Raw genomic sequence first — 18,055 nt, 5'->3', positions numbered from 1 at the left:
GCGGCCGCCCACATGCACTTGTGCCTTGATCACCACGGGCTTACCAATTTCTTCGGCAATCCGGCGCGCTTCGGCGACGGTGACGGCGACCCGTCCCCTGGGCACGGTAATCCCTGCTGCCTCAAAGATTTCCTTGGATTGATACTCGTGAATCTTCATGCGGTCTCCCTGCTCCCGGCCCAACTTCAGTCAAGCGGGGTGGGCAATGTAGAGCCGAAATCCGACGACAACAACAGGATTCCTGTCAAAAGCCGCCGGGCCTGTCAGAGAGATTACGTTTTGGCGGACAGCAGCTTACGCGCCTCAGCCAACAGCGTCTCGCGCGTGTTTTGCGCTGGGTCATCAAGGACAACTTCAAGGAGTTGGTTGAGAATCCGCCCGATGTCCGGCCCAGGAGCCATCCCCAATTCGCCGATCAGGTCGTCGCCATTGACCGCCAGATCCCTCAGGCCAAAGGGGCTTTTCCTGTCAATCTCGGCGCGGATGCGCGCTTCCAGTTCATCGACATCGTCGGTGCTTCCCCCCTTGCCCTGCGCATAGACATCGGCGCGGCGCAAGTCAAGCAAGTCGAAGATCAAATCGGCGCCGACACGGCGCACCAGACGGCGCATCCCCTTGTCGGTCACCTGTGTGGTGAACATGTGCTTGTCGACCAACGTGGCGACCTGATCGATAAAGTCGTTGGAGAATCGCAGCCGCTGCAGGACTTGTCTGGCCGTGCGGGCGCCCATCTTGTCGTGGCCATAGAAGGTCGCACGGTTGTCGTCCACCACACGGCACTGCGGCTTGTTGATGTCGTGAAGCAGACAGGCCCAGCGGACATTGAGCCGCGGCGGGGCGGCATCGACACAGACCAATGAATGTTCGAAGACCGGCCAGGTGTGATACGGTCCGGGTTGGGTGACCCCGACGGTGGCCTCCAGTTCCGGCAGGATGAACTTGAGCAGACCCAGCTCCTGCATGAGCAAAAAGCCGCGCGATGGGCGTTTCGCCAGAAGCAGGAGTTTGTTCAATTCCTCCGCGACCCGCTCCGACGAAACGGTCTGAATCAAGTCCGCCGAATCGCGGATCGCATTGAAGGTGGCCGGCTCGATGGTAAGATCGAAGCGCGCGGCAAACTGCACGCCGCGCAGCATCCGCAACGGATCCTCGATGAACGCGGTGGGAAAGACCATGCGCAGCACACGCGCCGCCAGGTCGGCCTGGCCGTTGAAAATGTCAACCAGCGCGCCGGTGCGCAGGTCGCGGGCCATGGCATTGATGGTAAAGTCGCGCCGTCCGAGATCGCGTTCGACCGGCAATTCCGGATCGAAGTCGACATGAAAGTCGGTGTGGCCGGCGCCGTAGGATTTCTCCAGCCGCGGCAGCGAGAGGTCATAGGTCTCCCCGGTCCCGCGCGGTGTGAACTTGATCACGCCGAAAAAGCGTCCGACCAGATTGACCGCGCCATGACGGCCGAGAATTTCCTGCAGACGGTCGATGCCGATGCGGCGAATGAGGAAGTCACGGTCCTTGGCCGGCGGGTCTTCGCCGCGCTGCGCCGCCAGAAGCGAGTCGCGCACCGAGCCTCCGACTTCATAGACATCGCCTTCGGCCAGGAGGTCCGCCAGCCAGTCGGGATGGGTAGAGGGCCGCGCCACAGGGAGAATTAAGGGCTTGGAAGGCCGCAGCCCTACAGGATTTGCGCGGCGGGTCGCCTTACTGAGAGAGTGGTTAACGGAGCGAACGGGAGGGCGAGGCCCGAAGGTGCGGAGCCGCCGTAAATGGTGGGCACACCGGGCGCCGACACGCGAAACCGTACCCGGGTAAGCAACGGAGTTCGCTGCTGCGGGGTGATCATGCCGCGGCGGCTCGCCGGGAGGCTCGCCCTCCCGGGCTTGTCGTTAACGAGGCGGACGGGAAGGCGACGCCGTGTTCTTCGTTATTGACCGGTCTCGCAATGCTCAATCCGGCAGAATCCAGGTGCCGTCCTCCTGGCGCAGGGCCGCCTCGGCTTTCTCGATCGAGGTGATCAGGACCTTTTTGCCTCCGGCCTCAAGGAACTGGATTGCGGCTTCGATCTTCGGGCCCATGCTCCCGTCGGGGAAATGGCCTTCGGCCAGATACTGACGCGCCTCGCGCAGCGACATCTTCGGCAGGAACTGTTGATCGGGTTTGCCGAAATTGATGGCAACGCGGTCGACCGCCGTGAGAATCAGCAGCAACTCGGCGCCGATCGCCTGGGCGAGCACCGCCGAAGCCCGGTCTTTGTCCACCACCACATCAAGCCCTTCGTAGGTGCCATCTTCCTCGATGTAAACGGGAATTCCACCACCGCCGGCGGCGATGACGATCACGCCATCCTCGACCATGGCGCGAATAACATCGCCTTCGACGATCGCCCGTGGAATCGGTGAGCCCACCACCCGCCGCCAGCCGCGGTCGCCATCCGGCTTGACCGTCCAGCCGCGCTCGGCGGCAAATCTTCGGGCATCCTCCTCGGTGTAGAACTGGCCGATAAACTTGGTCGGGTTGGCCATTGCCGGATCGTTGCGATCGACCACCACCTGGGTGACGATGGTCGCCACCGGCCGCTTGATGCCTTCGCGCCGGAGCCGGTTTTGCAGCGATTGCGCGATCATGTAACCGATGCCGCCTTCGGTGTCGGCGACGCAGATGCCGATCGGCAGGACCGGGGTGCGGTCGCGCGCCAGTTCGACGCGCAGGATCGCGTTGCCCACCTGTGGGCCGTTGCCATGGGAGATGGCGAGGTTGTAGCCGGCCCGAATGAGCGGGACAATCGCGCTCAGCGATTCGCGTGTCAGTCGGAATTGATTGGCGATGGTGTCGGGCAGGTCCTTGCGCGAAATCGCATTTCCCCCCAGGGCCACCACCGCGGTTTTGACGTTGCTCAACATGGTTAATCCACCTCGAAACCAAGTAAGATAAGCGCTCCGGCGGAAAAAGACAGAGGGGAACGGTCAGAAGTCACGGGCGCGGAAATGCTATTGCCATTCGTCGCGTGTCCAGGCCCTCCGGGGGCCACGCACCACCAACGCCGCCAGCAGGCCGACGAGGAAGCCGCCGACATGGGCCATGTAGGCCACGCCGCCGGAGGATTCCGTGCCAGCCGAGGCAAACGCGAACAGCAACTGCATCAGGAACCAGAGCCCCAGCACCATCATGGCCGGAATCCAGACCATGCGGATGAAGAAGCCGAAGACAATCGCAGTCAGCACCCGCGCCCTGGGGAACTTGACGGCATAAAGCCCGAGCACCCCGGAGATCGCCCCCGAGGCCCCCACCAGCGGCACGGTGGTGTTGGGTCCGGTGGCCACAAAGAGCATGACCGCGCCAACCCCCGACAGCAAGTAGAAGATGAGAAACCAGATCGGCCCGAGCAGATCTTCGATGTTGTTCCCGAAGATCCACAGGTAGAGCATGTTGCCGATCAGGTGCATCCAACTGCCGTGCAGAAACATGCTGGTAAAGATCGTGCCCAGCGCCGGGAAGTAGGCCTGCGGGGTCAATTCAACGCCGTGCGTCAGCTCCGCCGGAATGAAGCCAAACTGAATCGCGATCCGTTCCCCCTGATCGGGCTGCAGGAATTGATAGAGGAACACGATCACATTCGCCGCGATCAGCGCATAGGTGAGAATCGGCGCCCGCTGGGTCGGGTTGTCATCGTGCAGAGGGAACATTCCGGTCCTATTTCCGAATCGTCAGCGTACGAGTGAAACGGGCCTCGTTTCCACAACGGTCGCGGGCCACAATCTCGACGGAATGTGTGCCGGGATCAAGGGGCCAGCGGGGACGGGCCTTGGCGGCGCGCAGATCGGGATCAAATTCCACCGGTACCCACCGGCCATCCACGGTCAGCCGCAGATCCTCGTCGGAACCGATGCCGGAGAGATTGTCGGAGACCTCGAAGCGGATCGTCGGACGACGCTCCTTCAGGGAGGACTTGCCGGTCGGGGTGACATTGGCGATCACCGGCGCGGTGCGGTCGGCGAGAATGGCGAACGTGCCGGCGCTGCGAATGGTCGCGACCAGCGCGCGGTGCAGCGTGTCGACTTGGCGTCCCTCGAACGACCACCCGCCGCCTGCGCGGTAAATCGCCAGTTTCTCGAGCGCGATGTCGGTCCGTGGGAGGTCGATCTGGAGACGGACATCGCGGGCCAGCGGGATGTCGCGCGGGGCCAGAGTGTAAAGCGGAGTCAACGCCCGCGATTTCGGGCCGGGTTCGCCGCGTCGCAGGGTCCAGAATCCGGCGGCATACAGGTCGCCGGCGGCCAGTGTCACCGACGCGCGGCCATCCTCGCTGGCCACCAGACCACCATCCTCGCTGCGCATAGGCCGCCACCCGAGCGGCACCGGCTGGCGGGGCAGATCCGCGCCCGTCGACCGCCAGAGACGGTCCGCGCCGGCGCTGGCGGGCAACCAGACCTGCCAGCCGCCCTTCCCTCTCAGCCAATGGCGAATGGGACGATCACCGTCCGCCTCCAGTGAGAGATCAGGCGGCGCCATGGCGACCGGCGCCAGGATCACCGCGCCCCCCCAGGCGGGAATTGCCATGATGTCTGTCGGTGTCTCGGGCAACGATGCGCTTCCGGCGCTGTCCGCCAGTTCCAGCGTGAAGGCGACCGAGTTCTCATGCCCGGCCCTGTCGGCCACCTCGATGCGGATGTCGTTTTTGCCCGGCTTAAGCCCGGTGGCCGCAGAGAGGATGCCATCGTCGCTGAAGCCATGGTAATGCCAGAGGGTGTTGTGCTCGCGTCTGAACAGATTGACCGCGCGCGGCGAAAGGCCGCCGTCGGGGTCATAGTGCCGCTCGATTTCGATCTGACGGGTGTGATCGTAGTTGATCGAGTCGTAACGCACCTCGCCGACCTCGATGCCGTTGACGATCAACCGGTGACGATAGGCGGACATCGTCCAACGCGGGGCATCGATATTGTCATCGGCCAGCACCGACAGACCAACCGCTCCGGTCACCTTGGGGATCGCCGTCAACTTCCCGTTCGCCAGCGAGTACGTTTTCGGCAGAAGCGATCCAGCGACGGTCGAGGGCGGCGTGTCCGGATCATCCGGCTGGATCGGAATGATCGTCACTGAGTAGATCGACGGCTTGATCTTGTCGGTCTTGTCGAAGAAGGCCAGCGGATTGAGCGGCTTGTTGTCGCCGGTACGGATTTCGAAGTGCAGGTGCGGCGGGCCGGCGCCAGTCTGGCCGGAGTAAGCGATCACTTCCCCGCGCGCGATCGGAAGATGCCCCGGCGGCGGGTAGAGATTCTGCTGGTAGCGTTGGGTCTTGTACTGTTCGGCTTCGACGTACTCGCGGATTTTGTCCGCCAGTTCCGAGAGGTGGCCGTACACCGCCATCCGTCCATCGGCCAGGTGCAAGTAGACCGCCTTACCGTATCCCCAGTAGCCGACCGAGATCCGTTCCACCCAGCCCGAATCCGCGGCACGGACCTCCAGGCCCTCCTGGCCGTTGGTGGAGATGTCGATTCCACCGTGGTAGTGGCGGGTGCGGAAGTCGCAGAAGCCGGCGGAGAGATTGGTATAATTGGTGATCGGCCAGACATACCGACCGGAGACATCCCCGGCCCAAGCCGGCGCGCCGGCGGCCAAGAGCATGACAGACAAGATGAAAAGACGATGCCCCATCCCCGCAGGACCATAGATCGCCCGCGGTCGGCTGTCAATGAAATCCGCGTCGGGGCATCCCGATGCGGGGCTTAAATGTTGATGAATTCCAATGAGATATGTGTTATACTGATTGTCTTGGCTCTTTTGGGGAGACCCCCCGGAGCCGATACTGACTAAAAGCCCGTCCGCAACGGACGGTGACTCTCAAGGAGATTGTGTGTCATGGTGATGAAAGCCATGCGGCAGGGCACGAAGCCGGTTCTCTGGATCATCATTGCGGCGTTCGTGGGAACGATCATTTTCGCGTGGGGGATGGAGTTCACCTCCCGTCCCACCGCGCGCGGCGTGGTCGGCAGCGTTAACGGCACCGAACTGCGTCTGGACGACTACTCCTTCCTCTACCAGAACGCCCTGGCCCAGCAACAACAGAAGGCCGGCGATGTGAGCGAGGAGGAGGCCACCCGTCTGCGCGAGGATGTCTTCGACCAGATGGTCGGCAGCCAGCTGTTGCGCGAGCGGACCGAAAAGCTCGGGTTGGAGGTGACCAACGCCGAACTGGCCGAGCATCTGCGCCGGTTCCCCCCGGCCGAGATCCGTTCGCTGGAGATCTTCACGACCAACGGCCAGTTCGATTACAATAAGTACCTTCAGGCCTACTCGAATCCCGACCCGAAGCTGTGGCTGCAGGTCGAGGCGCTGGTCCGTCCGCGCGTGCTGCAACAAAAACTCTTCGAGTATGTGACCGCCACGGCGGTGATCGACGATTCCGAGGTGAAGGAGCTCTACGAGGCCGCCAACGAGAAGATCCGCGTGCGCTACATCATGGTGCCGTCGCAGCTGTACCTCGACTCGGTGCCGCCGGTGGACACCGCCACCGCCGAGCGGTGGTACAACGACCACCGCGAGGAGTTCAAACACGGCGAACGGGCGCGTCTGCTGTTTGTGCAGTTTGACCGCAAGCCCTCGGCGGCGGACACCGCCGAAGTGCGGCGTGAGGCCGAACAGGTCGCGCAGCGGGCGCGCGGCGGCGAGGACTTTGTCTCGCTGGTCCAGCAGTTCTCCGAAGACAACTCCTCCCCCACCGGCGATCTGGGCTGGTTTGGCAAGGGGCAGATGGTCAAACAGTTCGAGGATGTCGCCTTTGCGATGGACTCGGGGCAGATCTCCGATCCGGTTGTCACCCGGTTCGGCGTGCATGTGATCAAGTGCGAAGGACGTCGCGGCGTCGGCGATTCGCTGCAGGTGAAGGCCTCGCATGTGCTCATCCGCATCGAGCCCTCCACCGGGACGCTCTCCGACCTGCGCCTGAAGGCCGAGCAGTTTGCCGAGGACTTGAAGGAGACCCCGCTGGATTCGCTGGCCCGCAGGTACGGCGTGGTGCCGCGCAACACCAACTTCTTTGAGAAGGGGCAGGACCTCCCGCTGCTGGGCCGTCAGCCGGCGATCATGCAGTGGGCGTTTGCGGCCAAGCCGGGAGACATTTCCACGGTCTTCGAGATTTCCAGCGGGTTCATCGTGGCGGTGCTGGATGCGCGCGAGCCGGCGGGGTATGCGCCGTTCGCCGAAGTCCGCTCCCGGATCATGACCCGGCTGCGCAACGACGACGCCAAGAATCAGGCCGCCTACGTGCTCGACCGGGTGTTGCCCGACCTGCAGGCGGGAGTGCCGATGGCCGAGGTCGCGCAGCGGATCGGACGGGTGGTCGATTCAACCCCCACGCCGTTCGGGCGTTTCGATATGGTGCCTGGCATCGGCGATGACGCGGTCTTCCGCGGCGCCGCCTTCGGGCTGGTCCGGTCGGGCGCGCGCGTTTCGCCGGTGGTCAAAGCCACGCGCGGCGCCTGCGTGATGCAATTGATAGAGCATTCGCCGGCCGACCCGCAACTGTACGTCGACAAGCGCGATTCGATCATGACCGCGGCGCTGGACAACAAAAAGCAGATGCTCTTCCAGCAGTGGTATGACAAGCTCCGCGCCGACGCCAACGTGCAGGACTTCCGCTACCAGCTGCCCGGCGAGTTTTGATCCGCCATCCGCTTGGTCTTGACCAACGGCCCCGCGCACAAGCGCGGGGCCGTTTTGTCTGCGCCACCGAATCGCGCCGTACGCACATCGTAGAGGCGGCGCTTGAACCGCGTCCCGGAAGCGCACGACTCCGCCGATGAGCAAAGCAACAAGGATCCCAAGACCCGGCAAAGAGCGCCGGGTCTTGGGATGACGGATATGGGAGTTTTGTCAGATAGGTGTGTACCTGCACCAATCATTCACGATCCGTCGGGGCGGGCCTGAGACCTGCTCCCGGAATTCACAGGGCGCCAATCATCCGATTGGCGCCCTGGCCTTTGACACATTGTGACGCGGCTCCAGAGCCGCTTCTACAGCCGCGACGTGAGGCGGCGACGCTATCCGCTTTGGCGTGTGGTGCGCGGATGGAAGGCGTCGGTCAGGTCGATGCCATCGTCGACCGACACGATCCGGTACTTGTCCGGGCCGAGCAGGCCATCGGTCTCGACGGTGATGTCCGACTTGCTGGACTTCTTGATCCGTTTGAGCCACGCCTCTTTGTCGGCCAGAAGATACTCGGCCTGGGTGGGATGGACGATCAGCCGGAAGCGCTTGATGTTGGTGGCGGCACGGGCGCGGTCGAACCAGCGTTCGAGTTTGGCGGCGACGGTGTCCGGCGAGAGGACGCGTCCGGTTCCCTCGCAGGTCGGACAGGGGTCGGTGAGCGCGAGCATGAACTGCGGACGGATTCGCTGGCGGGTCATTTCGATTAAGCCGAACTCCGAGATCGGCGCGATCGCGTTCTTGGCGCGGTCGCGGGCGAAGGCCAGTTTGAATTCCTCGTAAACCCGCTTGCGGTTGGAATGGTGCATCATGTCGATGAAGTCGACGATAATCAGGCCGCCGATGTCGCGCAGGCGCACCTGCCGCGCCACCTCCTGCGCCGCCTGCAGGTTGGCGCGCAGGATCGTGTCCTCCTGATTGGTCTTTCCCACGAACCGTCCGGTGTTGACGTCGATGGTCACCATCGCCTCGGTCTGGTCGATCACCAGATAACTGCCGCGCTTAAACCAGACCTTGCGCTCCATCATCTTCTCGATTTCCGATTCGATGCCATAGAGATCGAACGTCGGCACCTCGCCCTCGTAGAGTTCGATGCGGTCCTTCAGTTCCGGCGCGACCTGCTTGCAGTAGGAGACCATCTCCTTGTAGAGCTTCTTGTCGTCGACGATCAGCCGTTCGACATCCTCGGAGAAGATGTCGCGCATCATCGCGCCGGTGATGTCGGTTTCGCGGTAGATGCAGGCGGGGGCGGTCTTCTTTTCGAAGTCCTTGACGATCCCCTTCCAGGTCTTCAGCAACTGCTTGATGTCGTTTTTGAATTCCTTCTCGTTGCCGCCTTCGGCCTCGGTGCGGGCAATGAGGCCGCAGCCCTGCGGACGCAGCGGCTCGAGGATGGTCTTCAGCCGCTTGCGCTCGGCCCAGTTGGCGATGCGCTTGGAAACGCGCACGTGGCTGTCGTCGGGCACCAGCACGACAAACCGTCCGGGCAGCGAGACGTTGGTGGTGATGCGCGCGCCCTTGGCGCCCAGCGGTTCCTTGATCACCTGCACGAGGATCACCTGGTTTTTCTTGACCACTTCCTCGATGGCGGTGTGCCGTTCTTTTTTGATCAATTCGCGCTTGGTCTCGGCCTCATCGTCCAGATCGGATTCGTATTCGTCGTCCCCCATCTTGCCGATGTCGGAGGAGTGGAGGAAGGCGGTGCGTTCCTCGCCGATGTGGACGAAGGCCGCCTGCATGCCGGGCAGGACCGATTCGACCACGCCCTTGTAGATATTGCCGGCGAGTTTGATGTCATCGGGCCGCTCATAGGAGAGCTCGACCAGCTTGCCGTCCTCGAGGACGGCGATGCGGGTCTCGGTGTCGCCGACGTTGATGATGATTTCTTTTTTCACCGGCGGCAGTTGCACCGGCGGCTCCCAATGGGGGCGTCGCGGACGTCGCCGCTGGCCCTTGGGGCCCTCGGCGGCGCCTGTGTCTGTGTGTGGCTCGTGTTCGTTTCGCATTAGAAAGGATCGCTCAGTGGCGTGGTGAAGGATTCGCCGACATCGGGATGGTGGCCATGGGCGAAATCGGCGCCCGTCATCGGCTTTTTCCCGGCCGGCTGGATGAGATCAAAGGTCACGCACCGGTCGGCGGTGGCGACCACCGGCCCCAGGGTCTTGTCGACGGCGACAATCGCGCCGGGGCGTGAATGTAAAGATGCGTCGGGATAGGGCCGCAACGCGAGCACCTTGATCGCGCCGCCGCGGAAGATCGTGTAGCCGCCCGGACGCGGGGCCAGCGCCCGGACGCGGTTGATCAGCCGCTCTGACGGCTGGGCAAAGGTCAGAATCAGGTCCTCGTCGGTAATTTTCGGCGCCGGGGAGGCCTTCGACGGGTCCTGCGGTTGCGGAACCAGATCGCCGCGCTCCAGACCGTCCAGCGTCTCGAGGACCACCGTGGCGCCCAGGGTCGCCATTCGCGCCATCAATTCGCCGCAATTCTCTTCCGGATCGATCGCCAACGAGCGTTGCAGGAGGATGTCACCGGTGTCGACCTGCTTGCGCAGCAGGAACGTGGTCACGCCGGTTTCGGTTTCGCCGGCCATGATGGCGCGCTGGATCGGCGCGGCGCCGCGATAGGCCGGCAGAAGCGAGGCATGGAGATTGAAGGCAAAGCGCGGGATGGTGTAGATCGCCTCGGGGAGGATTCGGTAGGCGACGACGACATAGGCGTCGGCTCCCATCGCCTGCAACTGCCGATGCAGGTGCGGATCGCGCAGGTCCTCGGGCTTGACAATGCGCGGGAAGCCCGTATCGGCCAGCCATTGTCCGACCGGTGTCGGCTGCCGCTCCTGACCGCGTCCGCGCGGCTTGTCAGGGCCGGTCACCGCCGCCACCAGGCGATGGCGCGGGCTGCGCAGGAGCGCCTGCAATATCGGAATGCCAAAATCCGCGGTGCCGAAGAAGACGAGGTTCACGGAAACTATACCTGTTTGCGCCGTAGCGCCCTCATACGGGCGAGGACCGACTCCCGCAGCTCGGGATCGACACGGTCAACGATTAAACGCCCCAGCAGGTGGTCGGTTTCATGGCTGAAGGCCCGCGCGCGCAACCCGGCGCCCTCGCGGGTGAAACGCCGGCCATCGGCATCGAGCGCCTCGATCTCGACCCGTTGCGGGCGCACCACCGGAATGAACAGCCCCGGAAACGACAGGCAGCCCTCCTCATCGGTGTCCTGCCCCTCCTCGCGGAGGATGCGCGGGTTGACGTAGACTTCCTGCTTGCCGCCGCGGCGAAGTTCGGCGCCGTTGAGCACAAAGACATTCCACGACTCGCCGATCTGGGTGGCGGCGACACCCACGGCGCGTTCTCGGCGCTGGACGCGCAACAGGCGGTCGATGAGCGCGCGCAACGACGCGCCGAAATCGGTCACATCGCGCACCGGCGCACGCAGGACGGCATCGTCGAACAGACGGACCGTGTCGGTTCTGGTCGACCACAGACGGCGCATGGCAAGACCCGCCGCGATTATCGGTCCAGTTTGCCGGCGACCGCCGACTTGAGAAACTCGACTTTGGTGTCATCGCCGACCTTCAACACCACGATATTCTCGGGCTCGTTGAAGCCGACAATCACCCCGATCATCCCGGAGTTGGTCACCACCCGGTCGCCCTTCTGCAGCGACGAGAGCATCGCGGTGTGCTCCTTGGCGCGCTTGCGCTGCGGCCGGATGAGCAGGAACCAGACCACGACGATCATGAGCAGGAACGGCAGGAACGTCAGAAGCGGATTGGGCGAGGAGCCATCGGACGGGGGCGGCGCCATCGCCAGCAGCCAGTGTATCACAAATCCTCCTTATGAACGGTTGTGTGCGTCCGACCGGTAACGGGCCAGGAAACCGTCGCGGAATGAGGTCCATTCACTCCCGCGGATGGCCCGGCGCGCCCGGCGCATGACGGACAGGTAGAAATGCAAATTGTGGCGTGTGGTCAATATCATTGCGCTGATCTCGCCGGCGTTGAACAGGTGGCGGATATAGGCGCGCGTGTAGCCGCGACAGGTCGGGCAGGTGCATTCAGCATCAAGCGGCGTGAAATCATCGCTGTAGCGCCCGGCTTTGACCGTCAGCGGGCCATCGGGGGTGAAGGCCGTGCCGTGACGCGCCGCGCGTGTGGGCAGCACACAGTCAAACATGTCAATTCCACGGTCGATGCCCATAATCAGGTCTTCGGGGGTCCCCACGCCCATCAGATACCGCGGCCGATCGGCCGGCAGATGCGGCACTGTCGCTTCGGTCATTTCCCACATCGCCGACTTCGGCTCCCCGACCGAAAGCCCGCCGATGGCATAGCCATCAAAGCCGATTTCCACCAGCCGCCGAGCTGAAGCAGCGCGCAGGTCCGCATAGACCGAGCCCTGGACGATGCCGAAGAGCGCGGGGAGAGAAGAATAGGACCAATTGGACATATTGGACATATAACTGCCTGTCAATGAGTCGCTTCGGGACTTTGATTGAAGTGCCCAATCAAGCGTCACTTCCAGATCTTTGGCGGCCTGCTCGTGGTCGGCGGGATAGGGGGTGCAGACATCGAGGACCATGGCGATGTCGCTGCCCAGTCCCGCCTGGATGTCGAAGACTCCCTCCGGCGAGAAGAAGTGCTCCGAACCATCGAGGTGCGAGCGGAAGCGCACGCCATCGGGTTCGATCTTCCGCAACTCCTGCAGACTGAAGACCTGGTAGCCGCCCGAGTCGGTCAGGATGGCGGCCTCCCAGTTGATGAATCGATGCAGCCCCCCCGCTTGGCGCACAATCTCGACGCCGGGTCGCAGGTAGAGGTGGTAGGTGTTTCCCAGACAGATCTGTGCGCCGAGCGCCGCCAGATCCTCCGGCGGCAGGGCCTTGACCGAACCGGCGGTTCCCACCGGCATGAAGACCGGAGTCTCAACCACCCGTCCGTTGACCATGAATTCGCCGACACGCGCGCGGCCATCGACGGCGCGAAGCGTGAAGGACAGACGTGTCGGGGATTCGGTCATTGGGCCGGAATGCATGGGGAGGCATGGGTCAAAGCGGTGGAGAATATAGGCAATCCGAGGGTGCGATTCCAGTTGTAGGTCAATAGCTACAACATCCCCAACGCCTGATCAATACGGGCGATCGGGCGGGCTTCGATGTCGCCGCTTTGCACGTCGCGGGCGTTCATGGCGGGGATGATCGCGGTCTGGAAACCGATCTTGGCGGCTTCGATGAGGCGCTGACGCATCTGCGGCACGCCGCGAATCTCGCCGGCCAAGCCAAGCTCACCGATGAAGACGGTGCGGGATGGGGCGGGACGTTTGAGGGTCGATGAGGCGATGGCCACCGCGGCGGCCAGATCGACCGCCGGCTCATCGGTGACGAAACCGCCGGTGATGTTGACGAAGATGTCGCGGCCATTGAGCGAGAGCCCGCCGATATTCTGGAGGATGGCAATGAGAATGGCGCTGCGACGCGGATCAAAACCGGAGACCACCCGCTGCGGCACTCCTCCCCCCTGACCGACCAGCGCCTGAATCTCCAGCAGCAACGGACGCCTTCCCTCCATCGCCACCGCCACCGCCGAACCGGGGGCATGCAGCGAGGCCGGCTCGCCGGAGAGGAAATGGCCGGACGGATCGGTCACCTCGGCCAGCCCCTTCTCGTTCATTTCAAAGAGGCCGACCTCGTTGGTCGAGCCGAAGCGGTTTTTCAGACAGCGCAGGATACGGATCCACTGGCGGCGGTCCCCCTCGAATTGCAGGACGGTGTCGACCAGATGCTCGAGCACCTTGGGGCCGGCGATGAAGCCTTCCTTTGTGACATGCCCGATCAGGAAGGCGACCGCGTTGTGCGCCTGCGCCCAGTCGCTGATCGCCGCGGCGCATTCGCGCACCTGCGACACCGTGCCCGGCGGGCTTTGCCATTGCGGATCGAAGGTGGTCTGGATCGAATCGATCACCAGCGCCCGCGGGCGGGGGGTCATCGCATCGGCGGCAGAGAGAATGTCGGTCAGCTGGGTCTCGGTCAGGATGTGCAGATCATCGGGGACACCCAGACGCTGGGCGCGATGCTTGATTTGTCCCGCCGACTCCTCGCCGGAGACATAGAGCGTCGGAATGCCGCGCTTGGCCATGCGTCCGGCGATCTGCAAAAGCAGGGTCGATTTGCCGATGCCGGGTTCGCCGCCGATCAACACGGTCGATCCGGGCATCGCGCCGCCGCCGAGGACGTTATCAAACTCGCTGATGCCGGTGGCAATCACCGCGGCGGTGTCGATGGCGATTTCGCCGATGGTCTGGGTGGCGGGCGCCTCGCGCCGCTTGCGCGCGCCCTTCTCGACACCGCGCACACCGCCGGTGGCCTTTTCTTCGTGGAGGGTGTCCCAGGCGCCGCAATCGGGGCATTGCCCCGCCCAGCGGGCAAACACCGATCCGCAATTGGCGCAGGCGTAGAAGGTCTTGGAAGGATTGGACTTCATGCGCGGATGATAGGCTTCTGCGCGAGCTGAGCACAATCACCTTTCGGTGGTCGGCACTGTCACCCTCTTGACGGAGTCAAGGATTTTGCGATATTGGAGCGGAATTGTCTGACTTACCGCCTCGCACTGCTGCATTGGATCAAACTTGTTCTCCGTCCTTTCGCGGACGGTGGGAGAAACCATGCGTATCGTCCCTGCTGTACTCTGCGCTGTGGCTGGCGTACTTCTCCAGTCCACCGCTGCGCAGTCTGCCGCTCCGACTCGAATGACAATTCAGGGGAGACTGACCGATGTCCTGGGTGCGCCGCTTCCAGCCGGACCCCGGAACTTCCTATTTCGCATCTACGACGACTCATCCTCGGGCAATCCCATCTGGCCGGCCGGCGGCGCCGAGGCGCAATCGATTGACTGCAATGCCGCGGGTCTGTGGAGCGCCGAAATCGGCGCGGTTGCACCACTCGCCGAAGCCGTCTTTGCCGGTGAGAATCGGTGGCTGGAGATCGATGTGGAAGGGTATGTCTTGCCCCGCGTTCGTTTGGTCACTTCTCCATATGCCCAACGTGTGGCAACGGTGGACAGCGCGATGGGAGGGGTGCTTCAATCCTCGCTGACGATAGGAAGAACGCACACGGTCACCGGCACCCATACGTTTGTGGCGGGAGACAGCAACGAGGTTTCGGGCAATTTCACCACGGTTGCCGGCGGACGGCACCACATTGGGGCTTCCGATCATTCGACGATCGGCGGAGGGGACAGCAACTGGGTCTTCCCTGGCACGCCTGGCGCCGGCCATCAGACCGTTGGGGGCGGGCTATACAACCTGGTCTTTGCAGACGGCGGGACCATTGGCGGCGGAATTCACAATGCCGTGTGGGCTCCATACGCCGTGGTTTCCGGAGGTGCGTTCAACACCTCCGGCGGCATGGCGTCATCGGTCCCGGGCGGCTATGGCTGCGTGGCTGTGGGTAGCTATTCGCTGACCGCGGGCCGACGCGCCTATGCGCCCCTGACGGGGATGTTCGTGTGGGCTGATGCTGCCAGCGACAGCTTGTTTCCGAAACCGAACGACCCCAATCTCATTCCGGGCGCCAATTTCTTTTGTTGCCGGACGACGGGCGGCGCCTTTTTCGCGACCGGGATTGACTCCCTCGGCGCGATCACAAGTTCTTCCTGGCTGCCAGCGGGCAGCGGCAGCTGGGTCGCGTTTTCCGATAAGAACGCCAAACACGGATTCGAACCAGTCGACTCCGATGCGCTCCTGCACAAGGTCGCCGCTCTGCCCATCTCAGAATGGAGCTACAATTCTCAGCGAGACTCGGTTCGTCACATCGGTCCGATGGCACAAGACTTCCATGCGGCCTTCGGCGTCGGCGAAGACGAACGCTATATCTCTCCGATTGACGAAGCGGGGGTCGCGCTGGCCGCCATACAGGCGCTGACGCGGCGACTTGCGGAAAAAGACAGCGAAATCGCGGAGCTCCGCAGTCAACTGCGTGACATCCTCAGGCGATTGGATGAGCGGTCAGCGACCCGATGACCGCAGCGTCTCGCGGTCCTCTCGTAAATATCGAGGCGCGGTGGGCCATTGCTCCTTGACGAGAGTGCCACTGGATTAGATGCCTGCATTCGCAATTCGGCCAGGGCCACACAGAATGATCGGCCGGGTCGGCCCACACGATCGCATCCGCGCACAGATCGACTCCCGGAGGATGGCCGGGGCCCGCCGGGCCATGGAAACTCGCACCGGACGCACGGTCGCGTTAAGGGCGCGCCTGCCTACCCGACTGGACTGTGGACTCCGAGCTGGGCCACCGGTTTCTCCATGAGGCCCGCGTGGCTTCAAGGAACAATCATCCTTCCGGCGCGTCTGACCCTGTCTCAAGGCGATGGCCGTCATCCTATTGCCATTGCCTTGGCCGCCGTCACTCGCCATCTCCGCCGACGCCATCAGGGCCGCCGCGCGGCGTCGGCGACGGTGCCGGCGATGAATTGTCGCACCAGCGCGTTATCGGTGGCACGGGCCTCGGCGACGCTCCCGGAGAAGATGATCTGCCCGCCGTCGAGCATCGCAATCCGGTCGCCGATTTTGAACGCCGAGTGCATGTCATGGGTGACGGCGATCGCGGTCACATTCAGCCGCTCGCGCAACGACACGATCAGGTCATTGATGCCTTCGGCGGTCACCGGATCGAGCCCGGTGGTGGGTTCATCGTAGAGGACAATCTCCGGATCCATCGCGATGGCACGCGCCAGCGAGGCGCGTTTGCGCATCCCGCCGGAGAGTTGCGACGGCAACTTGTCCCCCTGACCGGCCAGTCCGACCCACTCAAGACGCTCGGCGACAATGGCGGCAATCTGGTCATCGTACAGGTGCGAAGTTTCAGCCAACCCCAACCCGACATTCTGAGCAATGGTGAGCGAGTCGAAGAGCGCGGCCCCCTGAAAGACGAAGCCCATGCGCAGACGGATCGCCATCAGCGTGTCGCGGTCGACCTGGTCGAGCCGGAGGCCGTTGATCGCTACGGTGCCGGCGTCGGGTTTTATCAATCCGGCGATGATCTTGAGCAGGACGCTTTTGCCGGTGCCTGATTTGCCGATGACCACCAGAGTTTCGCCGCGGGCCACATCCAGATCGATCCCGGCCAGCACCGGACGCTTATCGAAGGACTTGACCACCCCACGCAGCACAATCACGCCGCCGGCGGAGGGATCGGCTGTGGCCGGGTTGATCGCGCTGTGGGGTTCTGTCGGCGGCATGATCGGATCCCGGCGTCGCCTCAGATGCGAAAGAGGATGGTGGCCATCAGGTAGTTAGCGATCAGGATGAGCGCCGAGGAGACCACCACCGCGCTGGTGGTGGCGCGTCCGACCCCCTCCGCCCCGCCCTTGGTGTTGAATCCCTGATAACAGCCGATGGTCGTGATGATCAGTCCGAACACCATTGCCTTGAGCAGGCCCGCGTTCAGATCGATGGTTTTGAACAGCAGCTTGAACCCATTCAGGAAGATCTCACTGGAAATCCCGCCGAAGACCACCGCCACCACCAGCGCTCCGACAATCGCCACAAAATTGGCGAAGAGCACAAGCACAGGGAGCATGACGAAGCCGGCGGCAATGCGGGGCATGACCAGGTAGCGCACCGGATCGATGCCCATCACATCGAGCGCGTCGATCTGTTCGGTCACCCGCATCGTGCCCAGTTCGGCGGCCATCGAGGCGCCCACCCGTCCGGTCAGGACCAGGGCAGTCAGCACCGGCCCCAGTTCCAGCAGGATGGTCTTGCCGATGGCGCCGCCGATGTAGCGCATCGGCACATACCCCTCGAACTGATAGACCGCCTGCCAGGTGGCCACCGCGCCGGTAAACACCGACACCAGGAGCACCAGCGGCAGCGACTGCACACCCACCGACAGCATTTGCGCGACCACCAGGTGCCAGGAGCGCACCAGCCGCGGCAGGGTCGAAAGGACTCGTCCGAGCATGATGACCACCCCGCCCACATAGTGGACGAAGTTGACCCAGCGACGTCCGATATGACGCACAAAACCGCGCATAAGGTCATTATCGGCTGTTGGACGTTTCTCGGCAACTGTTTCAGGGGCTGTCGTAGCCTTTCACCGCACCGGGGCATCAATCTCAACTCGGCGGAGACGCACCACAACCAAGCCATCACGGGAATCGATGTGCTTACCGCAGGCCCTGACGTGGGCGTCAGGGCCACAGTTGTCGGATTACGGGGGAGGTCGCGTCCTTGTCGCAAGCCCTGACGTGGGCGTCAGGGCCATGGCTCATAGGCAACAGTGCGGCCACACGGCGCGCTTGTTCCCCTCCCCCCGGAGGCGGGAGGGTGGTCGTCTGCGCAGCAGACGACCGGGT

Annotated in this window: 15 protein-coding genes; 2 read left to right on the top strand and 13 right to left on the bottom strand. The window is 63.4% G+C overall.

The window, feature by feature from the left end:
- The 5 genes from VNN55_04500 to VNN55_04480 all read right to left on the bottom strand — a co-directional run.
- The coding region (locus VNN55_04500; GenBank protein ID HWO56809.1) for an ATP-grasp domain-containing protein at positions 1-159 on the bottom strand (159 nt) is incomplete at its 3' end.
- A gap of 113 nt (positions 160-272) precedes the next feature.
- Entirely contained in the window at positions 273-1,640 is a 1,368-nt protein-coding gene (locus tag VNN55_04495) for an HDIG domain-containing protein (protein ID HWO56808.1), read from the bottom strand.
- Positions 1,641-1,943: 303 nt separating this feature from the next.
- Positions 1,944-2,897, bottom strand: a complete 954-nt coding sequence (gene arcC / locus VNN55_04490) for a carbamate kinase (GenBank protein HWO56807.1) — start codon at positions 2,895-2,897, stop codon at positions 1,944-1,946.
- Between the two features lie 87 nt (positions 2,898-2,984).
- On the bottom strand, positions 2,985-3,680 hold the full coding sequence (locus VNN55_04485) for a rhomboid family intramembrane serine protease (GenBank protein HWO56806.1): 696 nt from the start codon (positions 3,678-3,680) through the stop codon (positions 2,985-2,987).
- 7 nt (positions 3,681-3,687) lie between these two features.
- The gene (locus VNN55_04480; GenBank protein HWO56805.1) at positions 3,688-5,619 is read right to left on the bottom strand and encodes a M23 family metallopeptidase; all 1,932 of its coding nucleotides are present in this window, start codon (positions 5,617-5,619) and stop codon (positions 3,688-3,690) included.
- 234 nt (positions 5,620-5,853) lie between these two features.
- On the opposite strand from VNN55_04480, the gene VNN55_04475 reads away from it, so the two are divergent.
- Positions 5,854-7,656 carry a peptidylprolyl isomerase gene (locus tag VNN55_04475; GenBank protein ID HWO56804.1) on the top strand — a complete coding sequence of 601 codons (1,803 nt, stop codon included), beginning with the start codon at positions 5,854-5,856 and terminating at the stop codon, positions 7,654-7,656.
- A 377-nt stretch (positions 7,657-8,033) separates the two neighbouring features.
- On the opposite strand, the gene VNN55_04470 is transcribed toward VNN55_04475, so the two are convergent.
- The 6 genes from VNN55_04470 to radA form a co-directional block, all read right to left on the bottom strand.
- A complete protein-coding gene (locus VNN55_04470; protein HWO56803.1) occupies positions 8,034-9,608 on the bottom strand; it encodes an Rne/Rng family ribonuclease in 1,575 nt (524 codons plus the stop codon).
- Between the two features lie 95 nt (positions 9,609-9,703).
- Positions 9,704-10,660, bottom strand: a complete 957-nt coding sequence (gene fmt / locus VNN55_04465; protein ID HWO56802.1) for a methionyl-tRNA formyltransferase — start codon at positions 10,658-10,660, stop codon at positions 9,704-9,706.
- Between the two features lie 5 nt (positions 10,661-10,665).
- Positions 10,666-11,193 carry a peptide deformylase gene (locus VNN55_04460; protein ID HWO56801.1) on the bottom strand — a complete coding sequence of 176 codons (528 nt, stop codon included), beginning with the start codon at positions 11,191-11,193 and terminating at the stop codon, positions 10,666-10,668.
- A 17-nt stretch (positions 11,194-11,210) separates the two neighbouring features.
- On the bottom strand, positions 11,211-11,528 hold the full coding sequence (gene yajC, locus VNN55_04455) for a preprotein translocase subunit YajC (GenBank protein ID HWO56800.1): 318 nt from the start codon (positions 11,526-11,528) through the stop codon (positions 11,211-11,213).
- A gap of 9 nt (positions 11,529-11,537) precedes the next feature.
- Complete coding sequence (tgt, locus tag VNN55_04450; GenBank protein ID HWO56799.1) at positions 11,538-12,719, bottom strand: tRNA guanosine(34) transglycosylase Tgt; 1,182 nt, start codon at positions 12,717-12,719, stop codon at positions 11,538-11,540.
- An 86-nt stretch (positions 12,720-12,805) separates the two neighbouring features.
- The gene (gene radA / locus VNN55_04445) at positions 12,806-14,179 is read right to left on the bottom strand and encodes a DNA repair protein RadA (GenBank protein ID HWO56798.1); all 1,374 of its coding nucleotides are present in this window, start codon (positions 14,177-14,179) and stop codon (positions 12,806-12,808) included.
- A 181-nt stretch (positions 14,180-14,360) separates the two neighbouring features.
- Between radA and VNN55_04440 the strand changes: the two genes are divergently transcribed.
- A complete protein-coding gene (locus tag VNN55_04440; protein HWO56797.1) occupies positions 14,361-15,716 on the top strand; it encodes a tail fiber domain-containing protein in 1,356 nt (451 codons plus the stop codon).
- 410 nt (positions 15,717-16,126) lie between these two features.
- On the opposite strand, the gene VNN55_04435 is transcribed toward VNN55_04440, so the two are convergent.
- Together VNN55_04435 and VNN55_04430 are read right to left on the bottom strand one after the other, a co-directional pair.
- Positions 16,127-16,936, bottom strand: a complete 810-nt coding sequence (locus VNN55_04435; GenBank protein ID HWO56796.1) for an ABC transporter ATP-binding protein — start codon at positions 16,934-16,936, stop codon at positions 16,127-16,129.
- Positions 16,937-16,956: 20 nt separating this feature from the next.
- On the bottom strand, positions 16,957-17,733 hold the full coding sequence (locus VNN55_04430; protein HWO56795.1) for an ABC transporter permease: 777 nt from the start codon (positions 17,731-17,733) through the stop codon (positions 16,957-16,959).
- Positions 17,734-18,055 lie beyond the last annotated feature (322 nt).

It is taken from the genome of bacterium (genome assembly GCA_035559435.1).
Classification (GTDB): Bacteria; Zixibacteria; MSB-5A5; order WJJR01; family WJJR01; genus JACQFV01.
The sequence above is the reverse complement of the archived record's forward strand: the minus strand, read 5'-3'. Positions and strand labels throughout refer to the sequence as shown.

What these genes read in the sequence shown, in the direction of transcription:
- arcC (HWO56807.1), bottom strand. Translation starts at nt 2,897, where the DNA reads ATGTTGAGCAACGTCAAAACCGCGGTGGTGGCCCTGGGGGGAAATGCG.
- VNN55_04485 (HWO56806.1), bottom strand. Translation starts at nt 3,680, where the DNA reads ATGTTCCCTCTGCACGATGACAACCCGACCCAGCGGGCGCCGATTCTC.
- VNN55_04480 (HWO56805.1), bottom strand. Translation starts at nt 5,619, where the DNA reads ATGCTCTTGGCCGCCGGCGCGCCGGCTTGGGCCGGGGATGTCTCCGGT.
- VNN55_04475 (HWO56804.1), top strand. Translation starts at nt 5,854, where the DNA reads ATGGTGATGAAAGCCATGCGGCAGGGCACGAAGCCGGTTCTCTGGATC.
- VNN55_04460 (HWO56801.1), bottom strand. Translation starts at nt 11,193, where the DNA reads ATGCGCCGTCTGTGGTCGACCAGAACCGACACGGTCCGTCTGTTCGAC.
- tgt (HWO56799.1), bottom strand. Translation starts at nt 12,719, where the DNA reads ATGACCGAATCCCCGACACGTCTGTCCTTCACGCTTCGCGCCGTCGAT.
- radA (HWO56798.1), bottom strand. Translation starts at nt 14,179, where the DNA reads ATGAAGTCCAATCCTTCCAAGACCTTCTACGCCTGCGCCAATTGCGGA.
- VNN55_04440 (HWO56797.1), top strand. Translation starts at nt 14,361, where the DNA reads ATGCGTATCGTCCCTGCTGTACTCTGCGCTGTGGCTGGCGTACTTCTC.
- VNN55_04435 (HWO56796.1), bottom strand. Translation starts at nt 16,936, where the DNA reads ATGCCGCCGACAGAACCCCACAGCGCGATCAACCCGGCCACAGCCGAT.
- VNN55_04430 (HWO56795.1), bottom strand. Translation starts at nt 17,733, where the DNA reads ATGCGCGGTTTTGTGCGTCATATCGGACGTCGCTGGGTCAACTTCGTC.